18 protein-coding genes are annotated in these 22,287 nt (G+C 68.1%); 11 read left to right on the forward strand and 7 right to left on the reverse strand.

The annotated features are described in order from the left end of the window. Positions 1–14 precede the first annotated feature (14 nt). Entirely contained in the window at positions 15–1,127 is a 1,113-nt protein-coding gene (locus tag ASD28_RS25015; RefSeq protein ID WP_056135074.1) for a C45 family peptidase, read from the reverse strand. A gap of 138 nt (positions 1,128–1,265) precedes the next feature. On the opposite strand from ASD28_RS25015, the gene ASD28_RS25020 reads away from it, so the two are divergent. Beyond that, the gene (locus ASD28_RS25020; RefSeq protein WP_082577378.1) at positions 1,266–2,243 is read left to right on the forward strand and encodes a GntR family transcriptional regulator; all 978 of its coding nucleotides are present in this window, start codon (positions 1,266–1,268) and stop codon (positions 2,241–2,243) included. A gap of 51 nt (positions 2,244–2,294) precedes the next feature. Here ASD28_RS25020 and ASD28_RS25025 read toward each other — a convergent pair whose 3' ends face one another. From ASD28_RS25025 to ASD28_RS25035, 3 genes are read right to left on the reverse strand one after another with little or no spacing between them, the layout of a single operon-like run. Further along, positions 2,295–2,996 (reverse strand): GDSL-type esterase/lipase family protein, encoded by a 702-nt coding sequence (locus tag ASD28_RS25025; RefSeq protein WP_082577379.1) that lies wholly within the window; start codon positions 2,994–2,996, stop codon positions 2,295–2,297. Then, entirely contained in the window at positions 2,993–4,762 is a 1,770-nt protein-coding gene (locus tag ASD28_RS25030; protein WP_162252963.1) for an amidohydrolase, read from the reverse strand. Before ASD28_RS25030 ends, ASD28_RS25025 begins: the two co-directional genes overlap by 4 nt. Positions 4,763–4,785: 23 nt before the next feature. Next, complete coding sequence (locus tag ASD28_RS25035) at positions 4,786–5,892, reverse strand: hypothetical protein (protein ID WP_056135086.1); 1,107 nt, start codon at positions 5,890–5,892, stop codon at positions 4,786–4,788. A 365-nt stretch (positions 5,893–6,257) separates the two neighbouring features. Here ASD28_RS25035 and ASD28_RS25040 point away from each other — a divergent pair, with 365 nt between their 5' ends. From ASD28_RS25040 to ASD28_RS25055, 4 genes are all read left to right on the forward strand, one after another. Next, positions 6,258–8,381 (forward strand): TonB-dependent siderophore receptor, encoded by a 2,124-nt coding sequence (locus tag ASD28_RS25040; RefSeq protein ID WP_056135088.1) that lies wholly within the window; start codon positions 6,258–6,260, stop codon positions 8,379–8,381. Between the two features lie 146 nt (positions 8,382–8,527). Continuing rightward, positions 8,528–9,772 carry an acetylornithine/succinyldiaminopimelate transaminase gene (locus tag ASD28_RS25045; protein ID WP_056135091.1) on the forward strand — a complete coding sequence of 415 codons (1,245 nt, stop codon included), beginning with the start codon at positions 8,528–8,530 and terminating at the stop codon, positions 9,770–9,772. A 64-nt stretch (positions 9,773–9,836) separates the two neighbouring features. Next, positions 9,837–11,336 (forward strand): succinylglutamate-semialdehyde dehydrogenase, encoded by a 1,500-nt coding sequence (gene astD, locus ASD28_RS25050; protein ID WP_056135095.1) that lies wholly within the window; start codon positions 9,837–9,839, stop codon positions 11,334–11,336. After that, entirely contained in the window at positions 11,333–12,334 is a 1,002-nt protein-coding gene (locus tag ASD28_RS25055) for a succinylglutamate desuccinylase (protein ID WP_056135098.1), read from the forward strand. Before astD ends, ASD28_RS25055 begins: the two co-directional genes overlap by 4 nt. 14 nt (positions 12,335–12,348) lie before the next feature. On the opposite strand, the gene ASD28_RS25060 is transcribed toward ASD28_RS25055, so the two are convergent. Further along, positions 12,349–14,799, reverse strand: coding sequence for a sulfite reductase flavoprotein subunit alpha (locus tag ASD28_RS25060; RefSeq protein ID WP_056135100.1), 2,451 nt, complete (start codon positions 14,797–14,799; stop codon positions 12,349–12,351). A 3-nt stretch (positions 14,800–14,802) separates the two neighbouring features. Beyond that, a complete protein-coding gene (locus ASD28_RS25065) occupies positions 14,803–16,455 on the reverse strand; it encodes a tannase/feruloyl esterase family alpha/beta hydrolase (RefSeq protein ID WP_056135103.1) in 1,653 nt (550 codons plus the stop codon). Between the two features lie 179 nt (positions 16,456–16,634). Between ASD28_RS25065 and ASD28_RS25070 the strand changes: the two genes are divergently transcribed. Continuing rightward, positions 16,635–17,618, forward strand: coding sequence for a GlxA family transcriptional regulator (locus ASD28_RS25070; protein WP_056135106.1), 984 nt, complete (start codon positions 16,635–16,637; stop codon positions 17,616–17,618). 5 nt (positions 17,619–17,623) lie between these two features. Here the strand turns inward: ASD28_RS25070 and ASD28_RS25075 are convergent, their stop codons facing one another. Then, positions 17,624–18,493 carry an MBL fold metallo-hydrolase gene (locus tag ASD28_RS25075; RefSeq protein WP_082579192.1) on the reverse strand — a complete coding sequence of 290 codons (870 nt, stop codon included), beginning with the start codon at positions 18,491–18,493 and terminating at the stop codon, positions 17,624–17,626. A 33-nt stretch (positions 18,494–18,526) separates the two neighbouring features. Here ASD28_RS25075 and ASD28_RS25080 point away from each other — a divergent pair, with 33 nt between their 5' ends. The 5 genes from ASD28_RS25080 (at position 18,527) to ASD28_RS25100 (ending at position 22,273) form a co-directional block, all read left to right on the forward strand. Further along, entirely contained in the window at positions 18,527–18,787 is a 261-nt protein-coding gene (locus ASD28_RS25080; RefSeq protein WP_056135109.1) for a hypothetical protein, read from the forward strand. Positions 18,788–18,855: 68 nt separating this feature from the next. Next, entirely contained in the window at positions 18,856–20,547 is a 1,692-nt protein-coding gene (locus ASD28_RS25085) for a sigma-54-dependent Fis family transcriptional regulator (protein WP_056135931.1), read from the forward strand. Positions 20,548–20,728: 181 nt separating this feature from the next. Beyond that, positions 20,729–20,977, forward strand: coding sequence for a phenol hydroxylase subunit (locus tag ASD28_RS25090; protein ID WP_056135111.1), 249 nt, complete (start codon positions 20,729–20,731; stop codon positions 20,975–20,977). A 19-nt stretch (positions 20,978–20,996) separates the two neighbouring features. Next, the gene (locus ASD28_RS25095) at positions 20,997–22,004 is read left to right on the forward strand and encodes an aromatic/alkene monooxygenase hydroxylase subunit beta (protein ID WP_056135114.1); all 1,008 of its coding nucleotides are present in this window, start codon (positions 20,997–20,999) and stop codon (positions 22,002–22,004) included. Then, positions 22,001–22,273, forward strand: coding sequence for an MmoB/DmpM family protein (locus ASD28_RS25100; RefSeq protein WP_056135117.1), 273 nt, complete (start codon positions 22,001–22,003; stop codon positions 22,271–22,273). Before ASD28_RS25095 ends, ASD28_RS25100 begins: the two co-directional genes overlap by 4 nt. Positions 22,274–22,287 lie beyond the last annotated feature (14 nt).

Genomic DNA, 22,287 nt, shown 5'->3' on the forward strand with positions numbered 1-22,287 from the left:
CTAGCAGGCAGCCGTCACAAGCGATACTCGACGAAGTTGCGTCCGGCATACGGTTTGCGTGCCACCCACATCGTGCGTTCGGCCGGATCCATCAGGGTCGTGGCGACCGTGCAGTAGACGCTGTTGAACGCGGCCGGCGCGGGCGAGGTCAGGATCGCTTCCGGCTTGCCGAATTCGTCGGCCAGCGTGGCCTTCACGGTAGCCCAGTCGATCTTGCCCTTGGCCAGGCGCTGCTGCAGCAGCGCGGTGACGCGGCGCTGGCGGTAGATCGAATCGGGCGTGTTCGCCAGGCCCAGGTCGACGAGCTTGCAGCGCGCGGGCGTGCTGATCCAGTGGTTGGCGTGCACCAGCAGGTCGTCCTCCGGCGTGATCCAGAACGCTTCGTCCGGTGCGCACTCGAGGTCGATTGCCTCGCCGGCGGCGTGCGCCAGCATCACGTTGTTCGAGCAGTAGCGGCGCGTCGTGAACAGGATGCGCAGCGCGGCGGTGATGTTCGCGCACTCGAGGATCTTGCGGCGCAGCAAGCCCAACGGCACATCGCCCGCTTCCTTGTAGTCACGATCGCTGGTCAGGAAATTCCCGGACAGCGACAGGCCGGCGGAATTGAAACCGTGGCGCCCCAGCGTACCCGCTTCCGTGAACATCAGCATGTCCGGACCGTCGCCGTGCTTCAGCACCTTGAGGACGATGCCCGTATCCGTGCAGGCTTCGCGCCAGTCCCAGTTGTGGGCATGCATCAGGCGGCCGTTCGCGCTGGCGCCGGGCAGGACCACGAAGCCGGTGCAGCCGTCGTCGAGCACGTCGCGCGCTTCCTTCAGCGCGCTGTGGCCGAACATCATCTCGGTGCGGCAATTGACCAGCACGATGTCTTCGATGCTCACGCCGGCGCCCTCGGCCATGCCCTGCATCTCTTCGAAATAGGCGGGATCGAACGCGACGATCTTCGGGATGACCTTGCGCGCCAGGACGACGATGGTCGCACCGTCGACGCCCCGCTTGGCCAGCTGGTCGCGGTACAGCGCGACGCTACCCTTGACCCGCTCCGGCACCGCGCGGCCATGCTGCAGGCCGCGCTCGAAAGGTGTGCCGCTGACTTCGACCAGCGGGAAATCCTGTTCCAGTGACATTGTATGACTCCTTCAGTATTGGTGAGCCCATTTTGTATTAAATCGCCGAAAAGTGCAATCAGAATGTTTTCTATTTTCGTTTGATACGAAATTGGGCATAATTGTCACCTTCCCAATTCCCCTTTCCTGAAAGTGCCCATGAGCAAAGCCGCTACGCGCCAGACCAAGCGTGTACCCAAAGGCGCCGCGCCCCAGCCGGCCCCCGCCGAAGCAGCCGCGCCCAGGACGAATGCACCCAGCGCATTGCAGCTCGAACTCGCCGATCGCATCGGCAAGGAAATTCGTGACGGGACGCTGCCGGTCGGCGCGCACCTGACCGAAGAATCGTTCGGGGCGCGCTACGGCGTGTCGCGCACGCCCGTGCGCGCCGCGTTCAAGCTGCTGGCGGAGCGCCAGATGATCGAATACCGCGCCAACGCCGGCTATTTCGTCAGCCGCGGCGGCGCCGAGGTCGACCTCGACGACCTGACGACCGGCTCGCTCACCGTGGACGAGCTGTACAAGGAAATCGTCGTCGACCGCATCCACGACCGGCTGCCGGAAGCCGTCACCGAGAAGGAGCTGCTGGGCCGCTATCCGGCGCCGCGCAGCCTGCTGACCAAGACGCTGATGCGCATGGCGTCGGAGGGACTGATCGTCAAGCGCACGGGCCACGGCTGGCAATTCATGCCCTCGCTCGGCGGCTCGCAGGCGATGGCCGAGAGCTACCGCTTCCGGATGATCGTCGAATGCAGCTCGTTCCTGGAGCCGACGTGGAAGGTCGATCCGGCCCTGCTGCAGCGGGTCAAGGAGGCCCACCAGCGCGTGCTCGACACGCCGGACTACCTGCCCAGCTCGGGCGAATTCTTCGCCCTCAACGCCGCCTTCCACGACATGGTGGCGCGCTTCTCCGGCAACCGCTACATCATGCAGGCGATGCAGCAGCAGAACAACCTGCGCCGCCTGGACGAAACGGCCGCCTACTACCGCACGCTGCGCGTGAAGGCGTCGTGCGCCGAGCACCTGGGCATCATCGAGGCCATCGAACAGGACGACCGCGAACTGGCCGCCGCCCTGATGCGCCACCACCTCAAGATCGCGACGCCGAAGCCGTCGAAAGGACCGAAACCGGCCTAGTGCGGCCGATCTATTGTATTTTTTTATTGAAACATACAATCTACCGCAGACTTAGTATCCGAGCTGCGGACGCAGGATGGACCACAGGCGCTCGTAGCCGGCCGGCAGCAGGTGCAGCAGATCGTCCTGGTAGTAGCCGCAGGCATTGGTGCCGCCGCAGACGAAGGCCTCGGTCGGATCGACGAAGCGGATGTCGGTGCGTGCCGCCAGCGCCGCGTTGACGGCGCGCCGGCGCTCGAGCGCGAACTGCATGTCCTTGCCCCGCGGCAGGATGCCGATCACGACGACCTGCGCCTCGGGCCAGGCCGCGTGCAGCCGGCCGAGGATGGCATCGATGCCGGCCACGATGTCGCAGGCCGTGTCGTCGCCGCGCAGGTTGTTGGTGCCGATCAGCAGGACCGCCTGTGCCGGATGCACCTTCTCCAGCGGCAGGCGGTCGAGCCGCCACAGCACGTTTTCCGTCTGGTCGCCGGGCACCGCCAGGTTCAGCGCGGTGCGTCCCGCCAGCCCGGGCAGGCGGGCGAAGCGGTCGTCGTCGGAAAAATGGGCCGTGATGCTGTCGCCGACGAACACGACGTCCACCTTCGGCGCGGCCGCCACCTTCGCCCGGATCGCTTCGTGCTGCGCCATCCACTTGGGCGGATCCTTCCTGGCCACGGCGGGCGTCGCCGCCCGCACGGTTCCACCGCAGTGCTGGGCCAGCACGGGCAACGGCGCCAGCAGCGCCAACGCAAACAAACAGGCTACCTTCATTGCACTTCCTCCTTCGTATCGAGAATCTTGCCATTGAGTATGGTGTACAGCACTTCCGTCTTCAGGTAATCCGTGGGCGCCGCGGTCAGGATGTCCTTCGACAGCACGACGATGTCGGCCAGCTTGCCCTCGGTGATGCTGCCCTTGATCTTGTCCTCGCGCGAGGACCAGGCGGGGTTGAGCGTGTACGCCCTGATCGCCTGCTCCACGGTGAGCTTCTGCTCGGGATGCCATCCGCCCGCCGGATAGCCCGTCTTGTCGGTGCGCGTGACGGCGAAATAGATGTTGTCGAGCGGGTTGTACGGCGACACGTGCAGGCGGTTGTACGACCCGGGCATGTCGGAACCCAGGTTCAGCACGATGCCGGCGTCGATCATGCTCTTCCACGCATGGGTCGACCGGGCCCGTTCGTCGTCGAGCGTGGTCCCGACGAGCGCGACCTCGCGCGGCAGGTGGTACGGCTGCACGTCCGCGATCAGGCCGAGCTTGCCCGCACGACGGATATCCTCCGGCGTCGTGTGCCAGATGTGGATCAGGCGGAAGCGCCGGTCACGCGCCGGATTGCGGCGGATCGCGTCGGCATACCATTCGATCAGCTCGTGCGACGCCTTGTCGCCGATGATGTGCACGCCGACGTCGTAGCCGTCCCGGTCCGCCTCCAGCACCTCCTGCGCGAAGGCGGACTCGCCCGGGAACCGGTACGACCATTCGCTGGGCAACCCGTTGCCGGCCACCGGCTTGTACATCACGCCGCTGTCGCCGTAGGCTTTGAGGCCGCCGAGACGGATCCACTTGTCGCCCGCCGTCGGCTTGATCTTGTGCGCCACGAGGTTCTTTTCCGTTTCGATCGGCACCAGCATGTTCACGCGCAGCGTCAGGTCGCCGTTCTTGCGCAGGCCCTGGAAGATCCGCATGTCGGTCGCGCTGCGCTCGACGAAGAACGGATACAGCTTTTCCTCGGACAGGTCGGGATAGCGGGCGATGTCGGTGATCGACGTGATGCCGACGCGGTTGAGGTCCTTCGCCACGGCCCGCGCGCCGATCATCCTCTGCTGCAGGCTCATCGGCGGCAGCTGGCGCTCGAGCCCTTCCCCGGCGGCGCCGTACAGCATGCCGTTCAATTCGCCCGTGACCCGATCCCTGCCGTAATGCCCGCCCGCCGGGTCCGGCGTCTTCGGCGACAGGCGCGCGAGCTTCAGCGCCGCCGAATTGGCGAAGTAGACGTGATCGAAGCGGCGGAACAGCAAAGGATGGTCGGGCGACGCCGCGTCGATCGTCTTCAGGTCGGGCACGAGCGGCTCGAAGCCGGCCTGGCGGTTCTTGCCGGCGGCGTTGGCGGCGCTCGTCGCCCAGTCGCCGCCGGTGATCCACATGCCCCTCGGTACCCGCGCGGCCACCCGCGCGATGCGCTCGGCCATCAGCTGGAGGTCGTTCACATCGGTCAGCGGCACCTGGAAAAACCATTCGGCGGCGTTGCCGAAGTGCGTGTGCGAATCGTTAAAGCCGGGTAGTACGAGCCTGCCCTGCAGGTCCAGCACGCGCGTGCCCGGCCCCTTCAGCGCCAGCACCTCGTCGTTGGCGCCGACCTTGACGATGCGCTTGCCGCGCACCGCCACCGCCTGCGCCACGGGCTTGCGGTCGTCGACGGTCCAGACCTTCGTGTTGTACAGAATGAGGTCGGCGGACTTGTCGTGGCCGGCGGCGGCCGGGCCGGTAATCGATGCGGCGCACAGCAGGGCGGCCAGCATCGTGGAAACGCTACGCATGGGTGTCATCCTCTCGTCTTGGTTTAATGTTCGTGCTCGTCTTCCAGGTCATGCCGCTCCCGCGCCGTCATCTGGTGCATGCGCGCGTAGCCCAGTACCGTGAACGAATCGGCGTGAAACGTCGGGGCCGGCGCCGGCTGGCCGGGTTCCGGCGCGGCGATGGTGAAACCGGCGGCCACGGTATACAAGGCCTTCGTCGCGGGGTCGAGCGCCAGGACGCGCGCCTGCGGCCGCGTGGCGATGGTTTCGACGAGGGCGTACCGGTCCGGATCGACCTGGCGGATCACCGTCATGCCCGCGTCGGCGCCATTCGCCGTGACGACCAGGCGGTCGTCGCGATCGAACACGAGGCCGCCCACGCCCTGCCCGATCGGCAGCGCGGCCACCACCTTGCCCGTCGCCGGATCGAGCGCGACGAATACCGGGTGCGCGCCGCGGCAGCCGACGAACACGCGACGGCTCGCCTCGTCGTAATGGACGGCGACCGGCTGCTCGCACGGCCCGAGCGGCCAGGTCTGCTCGACCCGCAGGTCGGCGGCCGCCAGCTTCATGAGTACGTTGCGGTCGCGCAGCGGCGCGAAGACGGCACCCGCGCCATCCGCGGCGGGACGGTCCATCCTGCTGCCGTCGAAGACCGTACGGCCAATGACCTTCCCCGTCCGCGGATCGAGCGCGATCAGCGTCGACGATTGCCGGGCCGATCCCGCGACCGCGATCACGCGATCGGTGGACGGCTCGTGGAAGATGGCGTTCACGCGCGCAGAGGCGATCTGTTCCCACTTGACCAGCGTGAGGGTGGAGAGCGCGACCGTCGTCAGGGTGCCGTCGGTACCGGCGACGTACGCGCGGTCGTACCGGGGCACCAGCGCGACGCTGTCGGCGCCCGCCGTGCCCGCGACGTCGGCCACCACCTTGCGGGTGCGCACGTCGAAGACCGTCATGCCGTCGCCGTGGCGCGCCATGAACAGCCAGGAGCGGGCGGCGTCGAACGCGAGGGCGCCCCAGCCGGTGTCGGTTCCCGGCAACACCGTCGCCGCTTCCTGCCGGTACGGGTCCAGGGGCGCAGCCGCATGTGCGATGGAGCAGGCCAGGCCGGCCGCCAGCGCGATCTTGAGGTACGAACGCAACATGTCGCCCCTATGTATTTTTGATTTATAAAGTGCAATATACTCGAATCGGCGGGCCGGCACAACGGCATGTCGTGCACGCCGGTGTTTTGTACTCTCCAAATTGAGAGTGCAAGGCAGACGACGCGGCGCCAGGCCTTGCATGACCATGGATCCACTGCACCGCAATATTTCGGGATACATCGAGACAAAATACACAACAGTTCAAAAACAATCACAAGATTGTATTTGACAGACAAAAAAGACATCACTATTCTTACCTCAAGGAATGCGAAAAGAAGCAGATGCGCATTCTCCGGCGCCAGCGGCCACGTCGGCCGTCGCCGGCACCACGACTCGAACGCTTCAAATCCAGGGGACACCGCACCATGCAAACAGACTTCAAACGCAATTCACTTTCACTCAGCATCAGCCTCGCGCTGGTCTGCATGACCGGCCACGCCGCCGACGAGGCCGCGCCGCAACCGGGAGACACGCCAACGGCGGGCAAGCCGGTCCTGCAGATCGTTACCGTCAACGGAGAAAAGGACAAAGGCCTGAAGTCGAAATACGTGCAGGTGGGCGCGTTCCGCGACCAGGCGCTGATCGACGCGCCGTTCACCGTCAACATCATTCCGCGCGTGATGCTCGAAGCCCAGGATGCGCAGGGCGTGTTCGACGCGCTGAAGAATTCGGCCGGCGTGGCGCGTTCGCAGACCAGCGGCAGCGTCAACGACTCGCTGGCGATCCGCGGCATCTCGGTCGACGCGCGCACCAACTACCGCCTGAACGGCTCGCTGCCGGTCATCAACCTGATCGACCTGCCGATGGAGAACAAGGAGCGCGTCGAAGCGCTCAAGGGGTCGTCCGCGCTGTACTACGGCTTCTCGACGCCGGCCGGCATCATCAACCTCGTGACCAAGCGCGCCACCGCGGCGCCGGTGACCAGCTTCTCGGTCAGCGGCAACGAGTACGGACAACTGGTCGGCGCCGTGGACCTCGGCCGCAAGTTCGGCGACAAGGGCAAATTCGGCATCCGCGTCAACGCCGCCGGCGGCCGCCTGCGCAACGCCATCGAAGGCGGCAACGGCAACCGCACGTTCGGCAGCGTCGCCCTCGACTGGAAGGCGACCGAGGACCTGGCATTCCGCTTCGACGCCGAGAACATCCACAAGAACATCGTCGAGAACGCCGGCATCGGCCTGCTGCCCGCGGTGAAGGGCGTCATTGCCCTGCCGCCGGTGCAGGATCCGACCAAGCTGCTGTCGGGCCCGTGGTCGCACTACGACGCCAAGTCGCAGAACTACCTGCTGCGCACCGACTACACGATCAACGACGCCTGGGCCCTGACGGCGGAAATCGGGCGCGCCGAGACGGACCGCACCCGCCGCAGCTTCGGCCAGCTGTTGAACTACAACATCGCCACCGGCGAGGGCACGCTGCGCACGCAGTTCGTGCACGGCCAGGTCTACGTCAACAAGAATGCGCGCCTGGAACTGACCGGCCGCACCGAACTGCTCGTCGATCACGAGCTCACCATCGGCACGATGCAGAACAAGCGTTCGCAGAATGCGCCGAACCTGCAGACGGTGCTGTTCAAGCAGAACATGTACGAGCCGCGCGAGCTGGTGCCGCCGCCGCTGAACACCGACCTTACGTACAACCCGCAGGCGATCGACGACAAGGGCATCTACCTGTTCGACAAGATGCGCTTCACGCAGGCCTGGAGCTTCCTGGTCGGCGCCCGCTACAGCGACTACAGCAACGCCACCACCACCACGACCTACAAGGTCAAGAAGACGTCGCCGTCGGCGGGCCTGGTCTACAAGGTGCGCCCGGACACGACCCTGTACGCGACCTATCTCGAAGGCGTGGAGGAAACCGGCATCGCGCCGGCATCGACGGTGAATGCATTCGAAGCGATGCCGCCGGCGGTGAGCAAGACGCGCGAACTGGGCTTCCGCACCGAGGCGTTCGCGGGACTGATGGCGTCGGCCGCCTACTTCCAGATCGACCGTGCCTCCGCGTACACGAACGCGGCCAACCGTTTCGTCGTCGACGGCCAGTCGCACTACGACGGCCTGGAATTCTCGCTGAACGGCGCGATCACCCCGCAACTGCAGACGTACATCAGCGGCATGCTGCTGGACGCCGAGCAGCGCAACGCCGTCAATGCGAACGTCATCGGCAAGATTCCGGAAAACACGGCCAAGCGCACGGGCAGCGTCTTCCTGGAATACAAGACGCGCTTCCTGGAAGGGCTGAGCGTGAATGCGGGCGCGTACTACACCGGCCCGCGTGCCGTGAACAACGAGAACAATGCCTTCATTCCGGGCTATACGATCTACACGGCCGGCGTGCGCTACGCCACCCGGATCGGCGGCTATCCGACCAGCTTCCAGGTGAACGCGGAAAACCTCGGCGACAAGCGTTACTGGTCGGCCGCCGGCGGCGCCCTGCTGGCCTCGGGCATGCCGCGCATGTTCAAGGCGACCGCCAAGATCGACTTCTGATCGCAGCACCATCCAGGGATGCGCGAGACCCCGGTCTCGCGCCCTGCCCGCCGCACGGCACCCATGTCTCCTCCAGCTGGTCTTCGCGGCCGCCGTGGCCTGCCGGCGCGGGCGCACTCGAATTCGTCACCGGAAGAGGAAACAACATGAATGCAACACTGGACAAGGACGCCGCCCGGCGGCCCGTCACGCGCCGGACGTTCGACGACGTACTCGTCCCGACCTACGCGCCGGCCGCCATGGTCCCGGTCTGCGCGGCGGGCCTGGACGTGTGGGACCAGGACGGCAAACGCTACCTGGACTTCACCTCCGGCATCGCCACGCTCGGCCTGGGGCACTGCAACCCGGCGGTCGTCGCTGCCCTGACCCGCCAGGCCAACACGCTCTGGCACGTGGGCAACGGCTACACGAACGAGCCGGTGCTGCGCCTCGCGTCCGCGCTCACGGCGGCGACGTTCGCCGACCGCGCGTTCTTCTGCAACTCCGGCGCGGAAGCCAACGAAGCGGCGCTGAAGCTGGCGCGCAAGTACGCGCACGAGGCGTTCGGCGCGCACAAGTCGCGCATCGTGTCGTGCCATGCGTCGTTCCACGGCCGCACGCTGTTCACCGTGTCCGTCGGCGGCCAGGCCAAGTACACTGAAGGCTTCGCGCCGCTGCCGCCGGGGATCAGCCATATCCACTACAACGACATCGCGTCCGCCCGCGAGGCCATCACCGACGATGTCGCCGCGGTGATCGTCGAGCCGATCCAGGGCGAAGGCGGCGTGGTCCCGGGCGAGGCGGCATTCCTGCAGGCGCTGCGCGATCTGTGCGACAGCACCGGCGCGCTGCTCGTGTTCGATGAAGTCCAGTCGGGCATGGGCCGCACCGGCGCGCTGTACGACTACATGAACGTGGGCGTCACCCCGGACATCCTGACGTCGGCCAAGGCGCTGGGCAACGGCTATCCGATCGGCGCGATGCTGACGACGGACCGGATCGGCCGCCATTTCAGCGCCGGCTCGCACGGCACCACGTACGGCGGCAATCCGCTGGCGGCGACCGTCGCGCTGAGCGTGCTCGAACAGATCGACCGGCCGGCATTCCTGGCCCGCGTGCGTACCGCCGGCGCGGCGCTCATGGCGAACCTAGAACGGCTCGCGGCCGACTACCCGCAGCTGTTCGCGCGGCCGCGCGGCAAGGGTCTGCTGCTCGGTCTTCCGCTGGCACACGGCTACCGCGGACGTTCCAAAGACTTCACGAAGGCGGCGGAGCAGCTGGGCCTGATGCTGCTGATCGCCGGCCCGGACGTCGTCCGGCTGGCCCCCGCACTGGTCGTGTCGGACGACCAGATCGCGCAGGCCGACCGCATCATGCGCCGGGCGGCCAACGCCCTCCTCGCCGCCCGCTGATCCGGCCTCCGGCCAACCCGCCGCGCTCCGGCGCGGCATCCTCCTTTTTACCGAAGACACAGTCATGAATACCCGATTCAACACCACCCTGTCCAACCACATCGACGGCGCCTGGCAGGCCGGCGGCGGCGTGCCGCTCGTGACCATCGATCCCGCCACCGGCCGCGAAACCTGGGCCGGCACCGCCTCCTCGGCCGACGACGTCGACCGTGCCGTCCGTGCCGCGCGCGCCGCCTTCGAGGACTGGGCGATGACGCCGCCGGCCGAGCGCAGCGCCGTGTGCCTGCGCTTCCGCGACCTGCTGCGCGCGCATGGCGACGAACTCGCCGCGCTCATCGCCGAGGAAGTCGGCAAGCCGATGTGGGAAGCGCGCACGGAGGTGGCGACGATGGCGAACAAGATCGACATCTCGATCCAGGCGCACGCGGCCCGGACCGGCGCGACGGCAGCGAAGGTCGCCGACGGCCACGCCGTGCTGCGCCACCGGCCGCACGGCGTGTTCGGCGTGTTCGGGCCCTATAACTTCCCCGGCCACCTGCCGAACGGCCATATCGTCCCGGCCCTCATCGCCGGCAACACGCTCGTGTTCAAGCCGAGCGAATACGCGCCGCGTACCGCCATGCGCACGGTGCAGTTCTGGGTCGAGGCAGGACTGCCCGACGGTGTGCTGAACCTCGTGAACGGCGGCCGCGAAACGGGCGTCGCCCTGGCGCGGCATCCGGACCTGGACGGCATCCTGTTCACGGGCAGCAGCCGGACGGGCATCGCGCTGCACCGCCAGCTGGCGGGCCGCCCGGACAAGATGCTGGCGCTGGAAATGGGCGGCAACAATCCGCTGGTCGTGTGGGACCTGGCGCCGGGCGACATCGACGCGGCGGTGCACCACACGGTCATGTCGGCATTCGTCTCGGCGGGCCAGCGCTGCACGTGCGCGCGCCGCCTGATCGTCCAGGACGGCCCGGCGGCGCAGGCGTTCCTCGACCGCCTCGTCGCCGTCGCCCGCGGGCTGCGCGTGGGGCCGCCGCACGCCCAGCCGGAGCCGTTCATGGGTCCCGTCGTATCGGCCGCCGTCGCCTGGAACCTGCTGGAAGCGCAGGCCATGCTGGAAGCGCGCGGCGGCAACGTCCTGCTGCGCATGCGCCAGGCCGATGCGGACACCGGTTTCCTCACGGCCGGCATCGTCGACGTCACCGACGCGCAGACGATCCCGGACGAGGAGTGGTTCGGGCCGCTGCTGCAGGTCGTCCGGGTCGCCACGTTCGACGAGGCGCTGCGCGCCGCCAACGCCACCGAATTCGGCCTGGCCGCCGCCCTGTTCTCTCCCTCGCCCGCGTTGTGGCAACGCTTCGCCGTGAAGGTGCGCGCCGGCGTCGTCAACTGGAACCGTCCGACCACGGGCGCGGCCAGCTCGGCGCCGTTCGGCGGCATCGGCAAGTCGGGCAACCATCGCCCGAGCGCCTATTACGCCGCCGACTATTGCGCCTGGCCGGTGGCGTCGATCGAGACGCCGGACCTTGCGGTACCGGCCGTGCTGCCGCCCGGCCTGTCGCTCGACCGGCCATGACGGCGCCGTCGTTCGACACCCTGCCGGCGCCGCTGCGCGCGCTGGCCACGGGTGACGTAGGCGCGTTCGCCGCGCCCTTCGCCGCCGCCGGTTTCGTGGTGGCCACGCCGGCGCGCGGCGTACTGACGGTCCGCGCGCCCGAGGCGCACACGGGCCGGCCCGGCGTCCTGCTGTCGGTCGGCGTGCACGGCGACGAAACGGGGCCGGTCGAGATGGTCGCCGGCATACTGGACGCGCTGGCGCGGGCGCCGCACGAGCTGGCGGTCGACCTCATGCTGTGCGTGGCCCACGTCGACGCGATCGCGGCCGGCAGGCGCTTCATCGACGCGGACCTGAACCGCATGTTCCGCACCACGCGCCACGACCTCGTGAACACGCTCGAAGCGGCCCGCGCCGACGAACTGGTCGCCGCCACCTCGGCCTTCTTCGATGCGTGCGGTCCCGTGCGTTGGCACCTCGACCTGCATACGGCGATCCGCGCGTCGCGTTACCCCGCATTCGCGATCGTACCCGCGCTTGTCGCGGGGGCGGCACGCGATGCGCTCGTCGCCTGGCTGGGCACGGCGGGTGCCGAGGCCGTCATCCTGAACCGGGTTCCCGGCGGCACCTACAGCTACTGGACGGCGGAACGGCACGGCGCGGCGGCGAGCACCGTCGAGCTGGGGCGCGTCGGCGCGCTGGGCGGCAACGACCTCGCCCGGTTCGACGCGGCGCACCGCGCGGTCGCGGCACTGCTGCGCGGCCGCACCGTGACGGGCGCAGCGCCGCCCCTCGTCTTCGACACCGTCCGGACGATCACCAAGCTGTCGGAAAGCTTCTCGATGCGGGTCGGACGCGACACCGCCAATTTCACGCCGCTGGCACGGGGCGACGTCATCGCGACGGATGGCGGGACCGTGTACACCGTCGAGCAGGATGGGGAATACATCGTGTTCCCGAATCCCGACGTGCGCGTGGGCCTGCGCGCCGGGATCGTCGTGCGGCGCTGCGACGGCTGAGCCGTCGCGGCGCGTCAGTAGACGTCGCGGCGGTAACGCCCCGTCTCCGCCAGCGCGTCGAGCACCGGCGCGCCGAGGATGGCCGCGAGCGCGTCGTGCACGCCCTGCGCCATCGCCATGCCGCCGCAGACCAGCACCGTGGCGCCGTCGTCGACGATCCAGCGCCGCACGTCGGCCGCGTGCGCCGCGAGCAGATCCTGCACGTAGCGCGCCTGCGATCCGCCCTGTTCCCCGTCCGGGCGCGAGAACGCCAGGTCGACCCGCTGCAGCGTGCCGTCCGCCCGCCAGGCGTCGATCTGCTCCGTGTACCAGCGGTCCGAGCGCGCGCAGCGCTCGCCGAACACGAGCCAGGCCGGCGCCGCGGTGTCGCGGTGCGCGCCGCGGTGCCGCAGGTGGGCGAGCAGCCCGGCGAGGCCGGTGCCCGCGCCGATCAGGATGACCGGTTGTTCCAGCGCGGGCGGGTGGAAGCCGGTGTTGCGGCGGATGCGCAGCGGCATCGTATCGCCGACGGGGGCATGATGCGTCAGCCAGCCGGAGCCGAGGCCCAGTCCGCCGCCGGGCAGCACGGTCTTGCGCACGAGGAGCGCCAGCCTGCCGTCTCCCGGCAGCGACGCGATCGAATAACTGCGCACGGGCGGTTCGGCGGGACTCGCGTGCGCATGGCCCGGCACGATTTCCGCGATGTCGCCCGCGTGCCACGCCGGCGCGTGCCGGTCGGACGAATCCGGCGGATCGAGCACCACCTCCCACGCCTCGCCGCCGGGGCTGCCGGGATTGAGCAGGCGCCGTCCGGCCAGGCGCCAGTGCGCGAATGCGCGCTGCCAGCCTTCGTCGTCGCCGTGGGCAGCGCCCAGCGCGGCGAGCTGTGTACGCCAGGCCTGCAGCGCCGCCGCATCCTCGCGGTCCACGCTCAGGCAGGGGAACAGCGCTTGCGCCCCGCTGGCGGCGAGCCAGCGGTCCAGCGCCCGGCCGAAGCCGCAGAAGTCGGGATAGCTGCGGTCGCCCAGCGCCAGCACGGCGTAGCGCACCGCGCCCAGGTCCGCCGGCGCCGCCATCGCCGTCCGGGCGAAGCCGCGCGCCGCGTCCGGCGCTTCGCCGGCGCCGTACGTGGCCGCGACCACCAGCAGCATGCCGGTTTGCCGCAGTTCGTCCACCGTCAGGGCCGCCAGCGGGACGACGCGCGCCTGGCGCCCGCCCGCGATCAGCGCGGCCGCCGACCGCCAGGCCAGCTGCTCGGCGGTGCCGCCCTGGCTGGCGTAGGCGACCGGGATGGCGTCGCCGGCATCCTGCCGCCCGGCGCCCGCGCCGGCCTGCGTCGCCGCGGCCAGGTCGCGCGCGACGCGCTGCTGGCGGCGCCGGCCCAGGTACAGCAGCAGGCCGGTGACGGGGAACAGCACCAGCGACGCCGAGGCGAGCATGAACACGATCGCGCCCGGCAGGCCAAAGAAGGCACCGCGGTGCACCGCCAGCTTGGCGGTCACGATGCGCTGGCCCAGCGGCAGGTCGTCATACCGCGCCGCCTTCAGGATCGCACCGCTCTTGCCGTCGACCAGCAGCAGGTTGTAGGCCACGTCGTTGGGCGAGTCGTGGTTCAGGTAACGCAACCGGACCGGCTTGCCGCTGGTCTTGGGGATGGTGATGAGGACACTGTCGAGGTGCGCGCCGTCGTGCGCCAGCAGCGTTTTCCACGCGGTGTCGAGCTGCGGCAGTCGGCGCGGTCCGGCCGCTTTCGGCGCCGGGGCCGCGGCCGTCTCCAGCGGCGGCGCCTGCCCGGTCAACAGGGTGGTGGCGCCGCGCAGGTACCAGTCGTAGGCCCAGGTCAGCCCCGTCAGCGGCGCGATCAGGTAGATCACGCAGAACCAGGTGCCGGCCACCGCATGCAGCGACCAGTACAGGCTGCGGCCGCGCCGGGTCAGGTCCGGCTTGAGCCAGACCTTCCAGTCCAGCGCCCGGCGCGGCCAGCGCAGGTACAGGCCGGACAGCACGAACAGCATCAGGCACACGGCCGCTGCCGCCGTGATGTGCTTGCCCGGCCCCTGCTTCTCGTCGCCCAGCAACAGGAAGCGGTGCAGCCGGCGCACGTCGGCGAAGAACGCCTGGCCGTTGGCCATGCCCAGCATGCGGCCGGTGTAGGGGTCGAGGTAGCTGATGCCGGCTTCGGCGGTTTGCCGTCCCGGTACGCGGAAGGTCAGGCGCGCGGCGCCGCCGGGCTTCGGCGCCATGATCAGGAGGGTCGGCACGGCGCCGGGCTGCTGCGCCGCGAAGCGCGCCAGCAGCTGGTCCGGCGTCAGCGCCGGCAGCGGCCGCGGCGCGACGTCGACGATGCCGGGACTGAGCGCCTCCATGATGGGATCCTCGAATGCCATGATGGCGCCGGTGATGCCGATGACCGGCAGCACCATGCCGATCGTGATGCCGAGCAGCCAGTGGGTCTGGCGGATGAACGATTTGATCATGACGGCCATGGATCAGCGTTTTGCCGGCGCCGGCGTCACGCAGGCGAAGCTGGTCGCGGCGTCCTGCGGTCCGCCCACGTAGCGCGGCACGGCCGGATAGACGCAGACGGGCCGCTGGAACACGATCTTGCGCCGCGTCTTCGGGTCGTCGAAACGGGTCGCGACGAGTGCCTCCGGCGCCTTGCCCCGTTCGACCCATTCCTGGAGCGCCACCGCCATGTCGTGCCGTGCATCCTTCACCGGCGGCGCCGAATCGCGCGTGGCGCTGGAAAAATGGGTGGCGCCCGGGCCGCCCGCGCAGTGCGCCATGCCGGCGACCATGTACAGGCGCAGGAAGCTCTGCGTGGCGGCGCCGGAGACCGCCTCCACGTCGTTGTAGTAATTGATGGCTTCGGCCGGTGCGCCCACCGGATCCTCCCAGCCCATGAACATGATCATCCTGCCACCCCGCGCCCTGAAGCGGCCCAGGTCCGGATTGGTGGCGTTGAACAGCGCGCCGATCCTGGCGTCGACGGCGTCGATGTCCGAGCCCCAGTTGAACGACTTCCAGTTCCAGTCCGGCTGGTCGTAGACCCAGTACCGGAAGAAGTCCAGGCGCAGCGGCTCGTCCGGCTTCTTGTGGTTGGCCCAGTAGCCGCTCCAGCCCGGATAGGTGGCGTCCGCGCCGCCGACGATGCCCTCGCTGCCGATCGTGTAGCCGGGATAGATGTTCCTGCCGGTGCGGACGTCGACCGGCCCCGCGTACAGCTTGCGTACCACCTCGACCTGCTCGCCCGTCAGGCAGTCGGCCTGGTCGCCGGCCTTGCACAGCAGGACCGCCGGATCGAAACGGCATTCGCGCGGATCGTTGATCACGCCGTCCCCGACGCCGTCGGCCGCGTCGCAGGTCCGGGTCGCGGCCGCGGTGATCAGCGGCAGCTTGGATTGCGGCAGGATCGGATTCAGGTCGTCGCCCGGCCGGTGGTTCGCCTTGAAGTTCCACAGGAAGGCCAGGGTCAGGTTGACGCGGTTGTTGCCGGGCGCGCCGGCGATGATGCCGTCGAAATCGTCCGGATAGCGTTGCGCTTCCATCAGGCCCTGGTAGCCGCCGGTCGAACAGCCGCTGAAGTACGACCAGGACGGCGCCGCGCTGTAGAACGCCTTCGTCACCGCCTTCGCCGCCACCACCGACTCGTGCACGGCGCGGTGTGCGAAGTCGGCGATCGATTCCGGCTTGCCGATGGCGAAGGTCAGTTCGCTTCCCTTGTGGCCCGTGTTGGTCGCGACGGCCACGTCGCCGGTGCGCAGGCGCTCCACCATCTGCGCATACGAGATATTGGACGTATAGGCGCCATTGCCGATCATGTGCAGGCGCCTGGTCCAGCCGGCGGCCGGCAGCCAGACTTCGAACTCGATCTCCGATCCCTTGACCGGCCGCGCGATCCCGCGCACACGGCAGAACGCCGGCAGGTCCCGGTAGATCCGGCCGGCGCGCCCGATCGCCGTGTCCTCGTGAAAGACGCCGTCGCGCAGCCAGGCAGCCGTCGTGATCTCGACGTGGTCGATGGCGAGTTTCGCCAGGTCCGCGCATTCGTCGGCGCGGGCGGTACCGCCCAGTGTGAGGCCGGCGGCGAGCGCCACTGGCAAAAAGGTGCGGCGGAACCGGATGGCGTTTGGAATGGGCATGATGATCCTGATGGTTGACAATGGTGGCGCGGGCGCTTGGCCAAGCTGTGCCGCTCAGGATAAAATTGTCTTTTGTATTTGTCAAATACAATAACAGGGCTGCATTGTATCCGGACCGGGTCTGCCGCCATGGGCCGGGCCCGCCGGGCTACAATCTGCTGTCTGATCGGGAGCCGACCATGCCGACTGTTTTCATCCTTGCCTTCCCCGGTGTCCAGGCGCTCGACGTGACGGGCCCGCTGGACGTGTTCGCGGAGGCCAACAACTATCTCGAGCCGCCCCGCCAGTACCGCCTGACCGTACTCGGCACCGAGCCGGGCGCGCTGGCCTGCACGAATGGGATGCAGCTCCAGCCGCATGCCTGTTACCGCGACGTGGACGAGGCACCCGACCTGCTCCTGGTGCCGGGTGGACGCGGCGTGGCGCGCCAGCCGCCCGACGACGAGTTGTCCGCCTGGCTGCGGCGCATGGGCGAACGCGCCGCCCGCGTCGCGTCCATCTGCAACGGCGCCTTCCTGCTCGCGCATGCCGGGCTGCTCGACCGCCGGCGCGCCACCACCCACTGGCACGACGTGCAGAACCTGGCGGCGCGCTTCCCGCTCGTGACCGTGCAGCCCGACCGGATTTTCGTGCGCGACGGCCACGTCTACACGTCCGCCGGCGTCACCGCGGGGATCGACCTGGCCCTGCACCTCGTCTATGAGGACTGCGGCGCGGACGTGTCGCTGAACGTCGCCAAGCGGCTGGTCGTGTTCACCCAGCGCAGCGGCGGCCAGTCGCAGTTCAGTCCTTATCTCGCGCCGCATGCCGGCGAGACCTCCGCCGTACAGGAGGTCCAGCTCTACGTGCACGGCCACCTTTGCGAAGACTTGAGCGTGGAGCGGCTCGCCCGCGTGGCGGCCATGAGCGAGCGTAACTTCGCCCGCGTGTTCGTGCGCGAGACCCGCGTGACGCCGGCGGAATTCGTCGAACGGGCCCGGGTCGACGCCGCCCGCGTGCTGCTGGAGACGAGCGCGGCCCCGCTGAAGACCGTCGCGCACCGCTGCGGCTTCGGCAGTCCGGCCAGCATGCGGATGGCCTTCGTCAAGCATCTCGGCGTGACGGGGAGCCAGTACCGCCAGCATTTCGGTGCCTATATCGGACAGGCAAGCGAGCATGCCTGAAGGCGTCAGAACCGGTACGATTCGCCATCCCGCGGCACCAGCACGCGCCCGGGCGCCATGCCTGTTGCACCGATGTAGTCGCGCAGGTCCTGGCGCGTCTGCGTGCAATGGGCCAGCGACTCCATGTGGCTGGCCACGATCGTCGCGTCCGGCAGCGCCTGGTAGGCGCGATAGAGGTCTTCCTTGCCCATGATGAAGGAACCGTCGTAGCCGACGAGGCGCCCATAGCAGGCGTTCAGGATCATGACGTCCGGCCGGTAGCGCGCCACGGCCTCCTCCACGAACCGGTTCCACGTGGTGTCGCCCGCGACGTACACGGTCTTGTAGCCGGGCCGCTGGAACACGACGCCCGACACCTTGCCGAGCCGCTTGCCGCGTCCGGCGACCATCGCGTCGCTGCCGTGCTGGCCCTCGGTCCTGTTCAACATCGTGCCGCGGAAGTCGACCGGCCCCGCCAGCACACGCACGTCCTTGAAGCCGTCCTTGCGGATGCTGTCGGCATCCTCCTCGCTCTGGACGAAGATCGGGATATCCTTCGGCAGGCTGCGCCTGGCCTCGTCGTCCCAGTGGTCATAGTGCTGGGCATGCGTGACGATGACGGCATCCGCCCTGATCGCCTCGCTCAACGGCACGGGCAGGTCGACGAGCGGATTCCTCAGCTGGCTGTTGACGGTGCCGGGAAAGCCGGGGTAGGCGCCCTTCGGGGCCAGCATGGGATCGACGAGGAACGTCGTGCCGGCATACTCGACCTTGATGGCGGCGCTGCGGATTTGCGTGAACCTCACGGCGCCGGTGTGCGCGGGAACGGGCGTCGCCGTGCAGCCGGCCAGCAGGATGGCACAGGCCGCGAGTTGCAGGCGGTTCTGGATGTTCATGATGTCCTTTCGCGTAAATGCAATGGAACGATTATGAAATCGTGGCTGCATCATGAGCGGGAAATGCGGAGCGGATCCTGCCAGATGGCGTCGGGTTTCGGCCAGCGCCTGGAAACGATGCTGCATGCCGACCACGAGGCCGCGCTGGGTATCGGCGAAGCCCGGATCGTCCCGCGAGATGCTCACCTTCTGGCCATGCTGCGCCTTCGCGTCGGCCCTGACGCACCGGTCATCGACGGGCCGCCGGGCGCCGGATCTTCATCATTTGCTGAAGCCGCCCTCATGAAATGGTGAAGTTCGCCCGCGCGGCATCTGTGGCACTATTTGCCGATAACATCGATAAACACGCTGGAGACGTCGTCGTGGAGAACCCGCAGTTACCTTCCAACGAGGATCTGCTCGCGCAGATCCGTTTTGACCCTGACCAGGGCACCATCTGGCTCGCCGAGCAGCGCGTCATGCTGAACCAGGCCGCCGCGTGGGGCGCCCTGCGTGACGAACTGGTGGGGAGCATCGGCATCCAGCGCGCCCGCGCCCTCTTGATGCGCTTCGGCTACCAGACCGGCTTGCGCGACGCGGAACTGGCCCGCAAGTTGCGGCCGGACTTGCCGGCCGAGCAGGCGTTCATGGTGGGGCCGCAATTGCACAGTATCCGCGGCCTCGTGCACGTGCGGCCGCTGGAACTGGACTTCGACCTCGCCAAGGGCACCTTCTTCGGCCGGTTCGAATGGCGCAACTCGTTCGAGGCGCAGGTCTTCCTGCAGCACCACGACGTCAGTGCCGAACCGGTATGCTGGAGCCAGCTGGGCTATGCCAGCGGCTACACGACCTACTTCATCGGACGTCCCATCATCTACAAGGAAGTGGCATGCGCCGGCTGCGGCGACGTGCATTGCGAAATCGTCGGCAAGCCCGCGGAGGAATGGGACGACCACGCCGAAACGGAGCGGCTGCTGCTGCGCGACTCCATGGCCGAGGAATTGTTCTCGCTGCAAAGCCAGTTGAGCGAGCTGCAGGAGACGATACGGGCGCGCGACCAGGATACGCTGGCCAATTCGGTGGGCCGCTCGCGCGCGTTCCGCGAGGCCAGCCAGTTGATCCGCCGTGCGGCCGCGAGCAAGGCCAACGTCCTGCTGCTGGGCGAGACGGGCGTAGGCAAGGAAGTGTTCGCGCGCGGCCTGCACGCGAGCTCGCCGCGCGCGGACCGGCCGTTCGTCGCCGTCAACTGCGCCTCCATTCCGCCGGACCTGATCGAAGCTGAACTGTTCGGCGTGGAGAAAGGCGCCTACACGGGCGCCACCGTCAGCCGGCCGGGCAAATTCGAACGCGCCAACCACGGCACGATCTTCCTCGACGAAGTGGTCGAGCTGTCCGCGCGCGCCCAGGCCTCGCTGCTGCGTGTCATCCAGGAAGGCGAAGTGGAACGCGTCGGCGGCACGCACAGCCACCGGATCGACGTGCGCATCGTGGCCGCCACCAACGAAGACCTGAAGCTGGCCGTGACGAACGGGAAGTTCCGTGCCGACCTGTACTATCGGCTGAACGTCTATCCCGTCGCCATTCCACCGTTGCGCGAGCGGACGGAAGACATCGCCCTGCTGACGGAACACTTTATCGGCAAGTACAACACGCTGTACGCGAAGCGCATCCTCGGCGTGTCGGACAAGGCCATGCAGGCGCTGATGCATTACCAGTGGCCGGGCAATATCCGCGAACTGGAAAACATGATGGAGCGTGGCGTCATCCTCACGGACAACGGCCGGATGATCGATGTCCATACGCTGTTCCCGACGCTCACCGAGCCCGGCGGCATGAAAGCCATCGCTCCGTCCGGCCGCCTGCACACGCCGCCCGTGCGCGATGCCGGTCCTGGCCCGGACGCCCTGTGCGAGCAACTGCTCAACGAGGGCTTCAAGCTGGACCAGTTCGAAGCGCGCCTGATCCACACGGCGATGGCCAAGGCCGAAGGCAATGTCACGCAGGCCGCGCGGCTGCTCGGCATCACCCGTCCGCAACTCGCGTACCGGCTCGACAAACTCAAGGGCGTCAAGTAACCATACGCGCACGCCGCACTGCGTATTTGCTGAACCCCTCCTCCGGCACTTCATGAAATGGTGAAGTGCCGCTGCCGCCGGCGCCTCGCGGCGGCATGGCTTCTCCCTTCAAATCAACGACTTGGCCTCCTGGCATAGCCATTGCTATACCTCTGTTGCAGCAACAGAAAAAGGAGGAGACATGAATCCATTACCCGCCACGCCCAGCCGCTTCGTGCGCGTGACCTCGCGTGACGCCGACTGGGTCCAGTTCGAATTTTCGATCGGCGACCCGGACCTGTGCGTGGAGCTGACGATGCGTCCCGCGCAGTACGACGCCTTTCGCCGCGCACAGCGCGCCATCGTGCTGGCCCACCTCCCGATCGACCAGCTCGACCGCGCGCGGCGCCATTGGCACGACAGCGTGCCGGGCGCGCATCCCCACGACTAAAACAACCAGGAGACACACCATGCAAATCGACATACGGACCGATGGCGTCAAGCCGATCCGGCAGACGTTCGCCAACATCGCCCGCCGCCTGGGCGCGGACAAGCCGGCCACCCGCTACCAGGAAGCGATGTACGACCTGCAGCCGGAGACGAGTTTCCACTACCGTCCGCTGTGGCAGCCGCAATACGAGCTGTACGACAAGCGCCGCACGGCCGTCGTCATGGCCGACTGGTACGCGCTGAAGGATCCGCGCCAGTTCTACTACGGCACCTGGGTGAACACCCGCGCGCGCCAGCAGGAGTCGATGGAAAAGAACCTGGAATTCCTCGAGCAGCGCGCATTGCTGGCGAGCCTGCCGGCGGACACGAAGGCACTGCTCGCCGCGACGGTCGTCGTGCTGCGCCATGTGGAATGGGCCGCCAATATGAACAACGCGTCCGTCACCGCGTACGGTTACGGCTCCGCGATCACGGAAGCGGCCATGTTCCAGACGATGGACCGGCTGGCGCTGGCCCAGTACCTGACCCGCATCGGCCTGCTCATCGGCGGCAAGCCGGCGGTCGAAGCGGCCCGTAACGCGTGGCTGCACGACGCCACGTGGCAGCCCGCCCGCCGCGCCGTGGAGGACCTGCTGGTGCGCCAGGACTGGTTCGAGCTGTTCGTCGCGCAGAACCTGGTGCTCGACGGTCTCGTGTATCCGCTGTTCTACCAAAAGCTGGATGCGCAACTGGCGATCACCCATGGTCCCGCGTTTGCGCTGGCGACCGACTTCATGCAGGCCTGGTATGCCGAAACCGGCCGCTGGGTCGATGCAGTGGTGAAGACCGCCGTCCAGGAAAGCGCGGCGAACGCCGCCGTGATCGGCCGCTTCGCCTTCGCATGGCTGGACCGCTTCGAGGATGCGCTCGGCCCCGTCGCGAGCCGGCTGTTCGGCGCGGATGGCGGCGACGTGCTGGCGGCGGTCGCCGCGCCGCTGGAAAAACGCCTGGCCGCGCTCGGGCTGACGCGCGAAGGAGTGCCATCGTGAGCAACCAGCTCGTCTTCATCGCCTTGCAGTCCACCGACGACAACCGTCCCGTGATCGATGCGATCGAGGCGGACAACCCGCACGCCACCGTCCACCGTTATCCCGCGATGGTGAAGATCGACGCGCCGGGGCGTCTCGAGATCAACCGCGCCACGATCGAAGACCTGATCGGGCGCACCTGGGACATGCAGGAACTCCAGCTCGGCCTGATTTCACTGGCCGGCAATATCGAAGAAACCGAAGACCAGTTCGTCCTCGCCTGGCGCTGAACACAACAAGGAGA

The organism is Massilia sp. Root133, assembly GCF_001426525.1.
GTDB lineage: Bacteria > Pseudomonadota > Gammaproteobacteria > Burkholderiales > Burkholderiaceae_D > Telluria > Telluria orientalis.

What these genes read in the sequence shown, in the direction of transcription:
- ASD28_RS25065 (WP_056135103.1), bottom strand. Translation starts at nt 16,455, where the DNA reads ATGCCCATTCCAAACGCCATCCGGTTCCGCCGCACCTTTTTGCCAGTG.
- ASD28_RS25080 (WP_056135109.1), top strand. Translation starts at nt 18,527, where the DNA reads ATGAAATCGTGGCTGCATCATGAGCGGGAAATGCGGAGCGGATCCTGC.
- ASD28_RS25015 (WP_056135074.1), bottom strand. Translation starts at nt 1,127, where the DNA reads ATGTCACTGGAACAGGATTTCCCGCTGGTCGAAGTCAGCGGCACACCT.
- ASD28_RS25055 (WP_056135098.1), top strand. Translation starts at nt 11,333, where the DNA reads ATGACGGCGCCGTCGTTCGACACCCTGCCGGCGCCGCTGCGCGCGCTG.
- ASD28_RS25060 (WP_056135100.1), bottom strand. Translation starts at nt 14,799, where the DNA reads ATGGCCGTCATGATCAAATCGTTCATCCGCCAGACCCACTGGCTGCTC.
- ASD28_RS25020 (WP_082577378.1), top strand. Translation starts at nt 1,266, where the DNA reads ATGAGCAAAGCCGCTACGCGCCAGACCAAGCGTGTACCCAAAGGCGCC.
- ASD28_RS25090 (WP_056135111.1), top strand. Translation starts at nt 20,729, where the DNA reads ATGAATCCATTACCCGCCACGCCCAGCCGCTTCGTGCGCGTGACCTCG.
- ASD28_RS25045 (WP_056135091.1), top strand. Translation starts at nt 8,528, where the DNA reads ATGAATGCAACACTGGACAAGGACGCCGCCCGGCGGCCCGTCACGCGC.
- ASD28_RS25040 (WP_056135088.1), top strand. Translation starts at nt 6,258, where the DNA reads ATGCAAACAGACTTCAAACGCAATTCACTTTCACTCAGCATCAGCCTC.
- ASD28_RS25025 (WP_082577379.1), bottom strand. Translation starts at nt 2,996, where the DNA reads ATGAAGGTAGCCTGTTTGTTTGCGTTGGCGCTGCTGGCGCCGTTGCCC.
- astD (WP_056135095.1), top strand. Translation starts at nt 9,837, where the DNA reads ATGAATACCCGATTCAACACCACCCTGTCCAACCACATCGACGGCGCC.
- ASD28_RS25070 (WP_056135106.1), top strand. Translation starts at nt 16,635, where the DNA reads ATGCCGACTGTTTTCATCCTTGCCTTCCCCGGTGTCCAGGCGCTCGAC.
- ASD28_RS25035 (WP_056135086.1), bottom strand. Translation starts at nt 5,892, where the DNA reads ATGTTGCGTTCGTACCTCAAGATCGCGCTGGCGGCCGGCCTGGCCTGC.
- ASD28_RS25030 (WP_162252963.1), bottom strand. Translation starts at nt 4,762, where the DNA reads ATGCGTAGCGTTTCCACGATGCTGGCCGCCCTGCTGTGCGCCGCATCG.
- ASD28_RS25095 (WP_056135114.1), top strand. Translation starts at nt 20,997, where the DNA reads ATGCAAATCGACATACGGACCGATGGCGTCAAGCCGATCCGGCAGACG.
- ASD28_RS25075 (WP_082579192.1), bottom strand. Translation starts at nt 18,493, where the DNA reads ATGAACATCCAGAACCGCCTGCAACTCGCGGCCTGTGCCATCCTGCTG.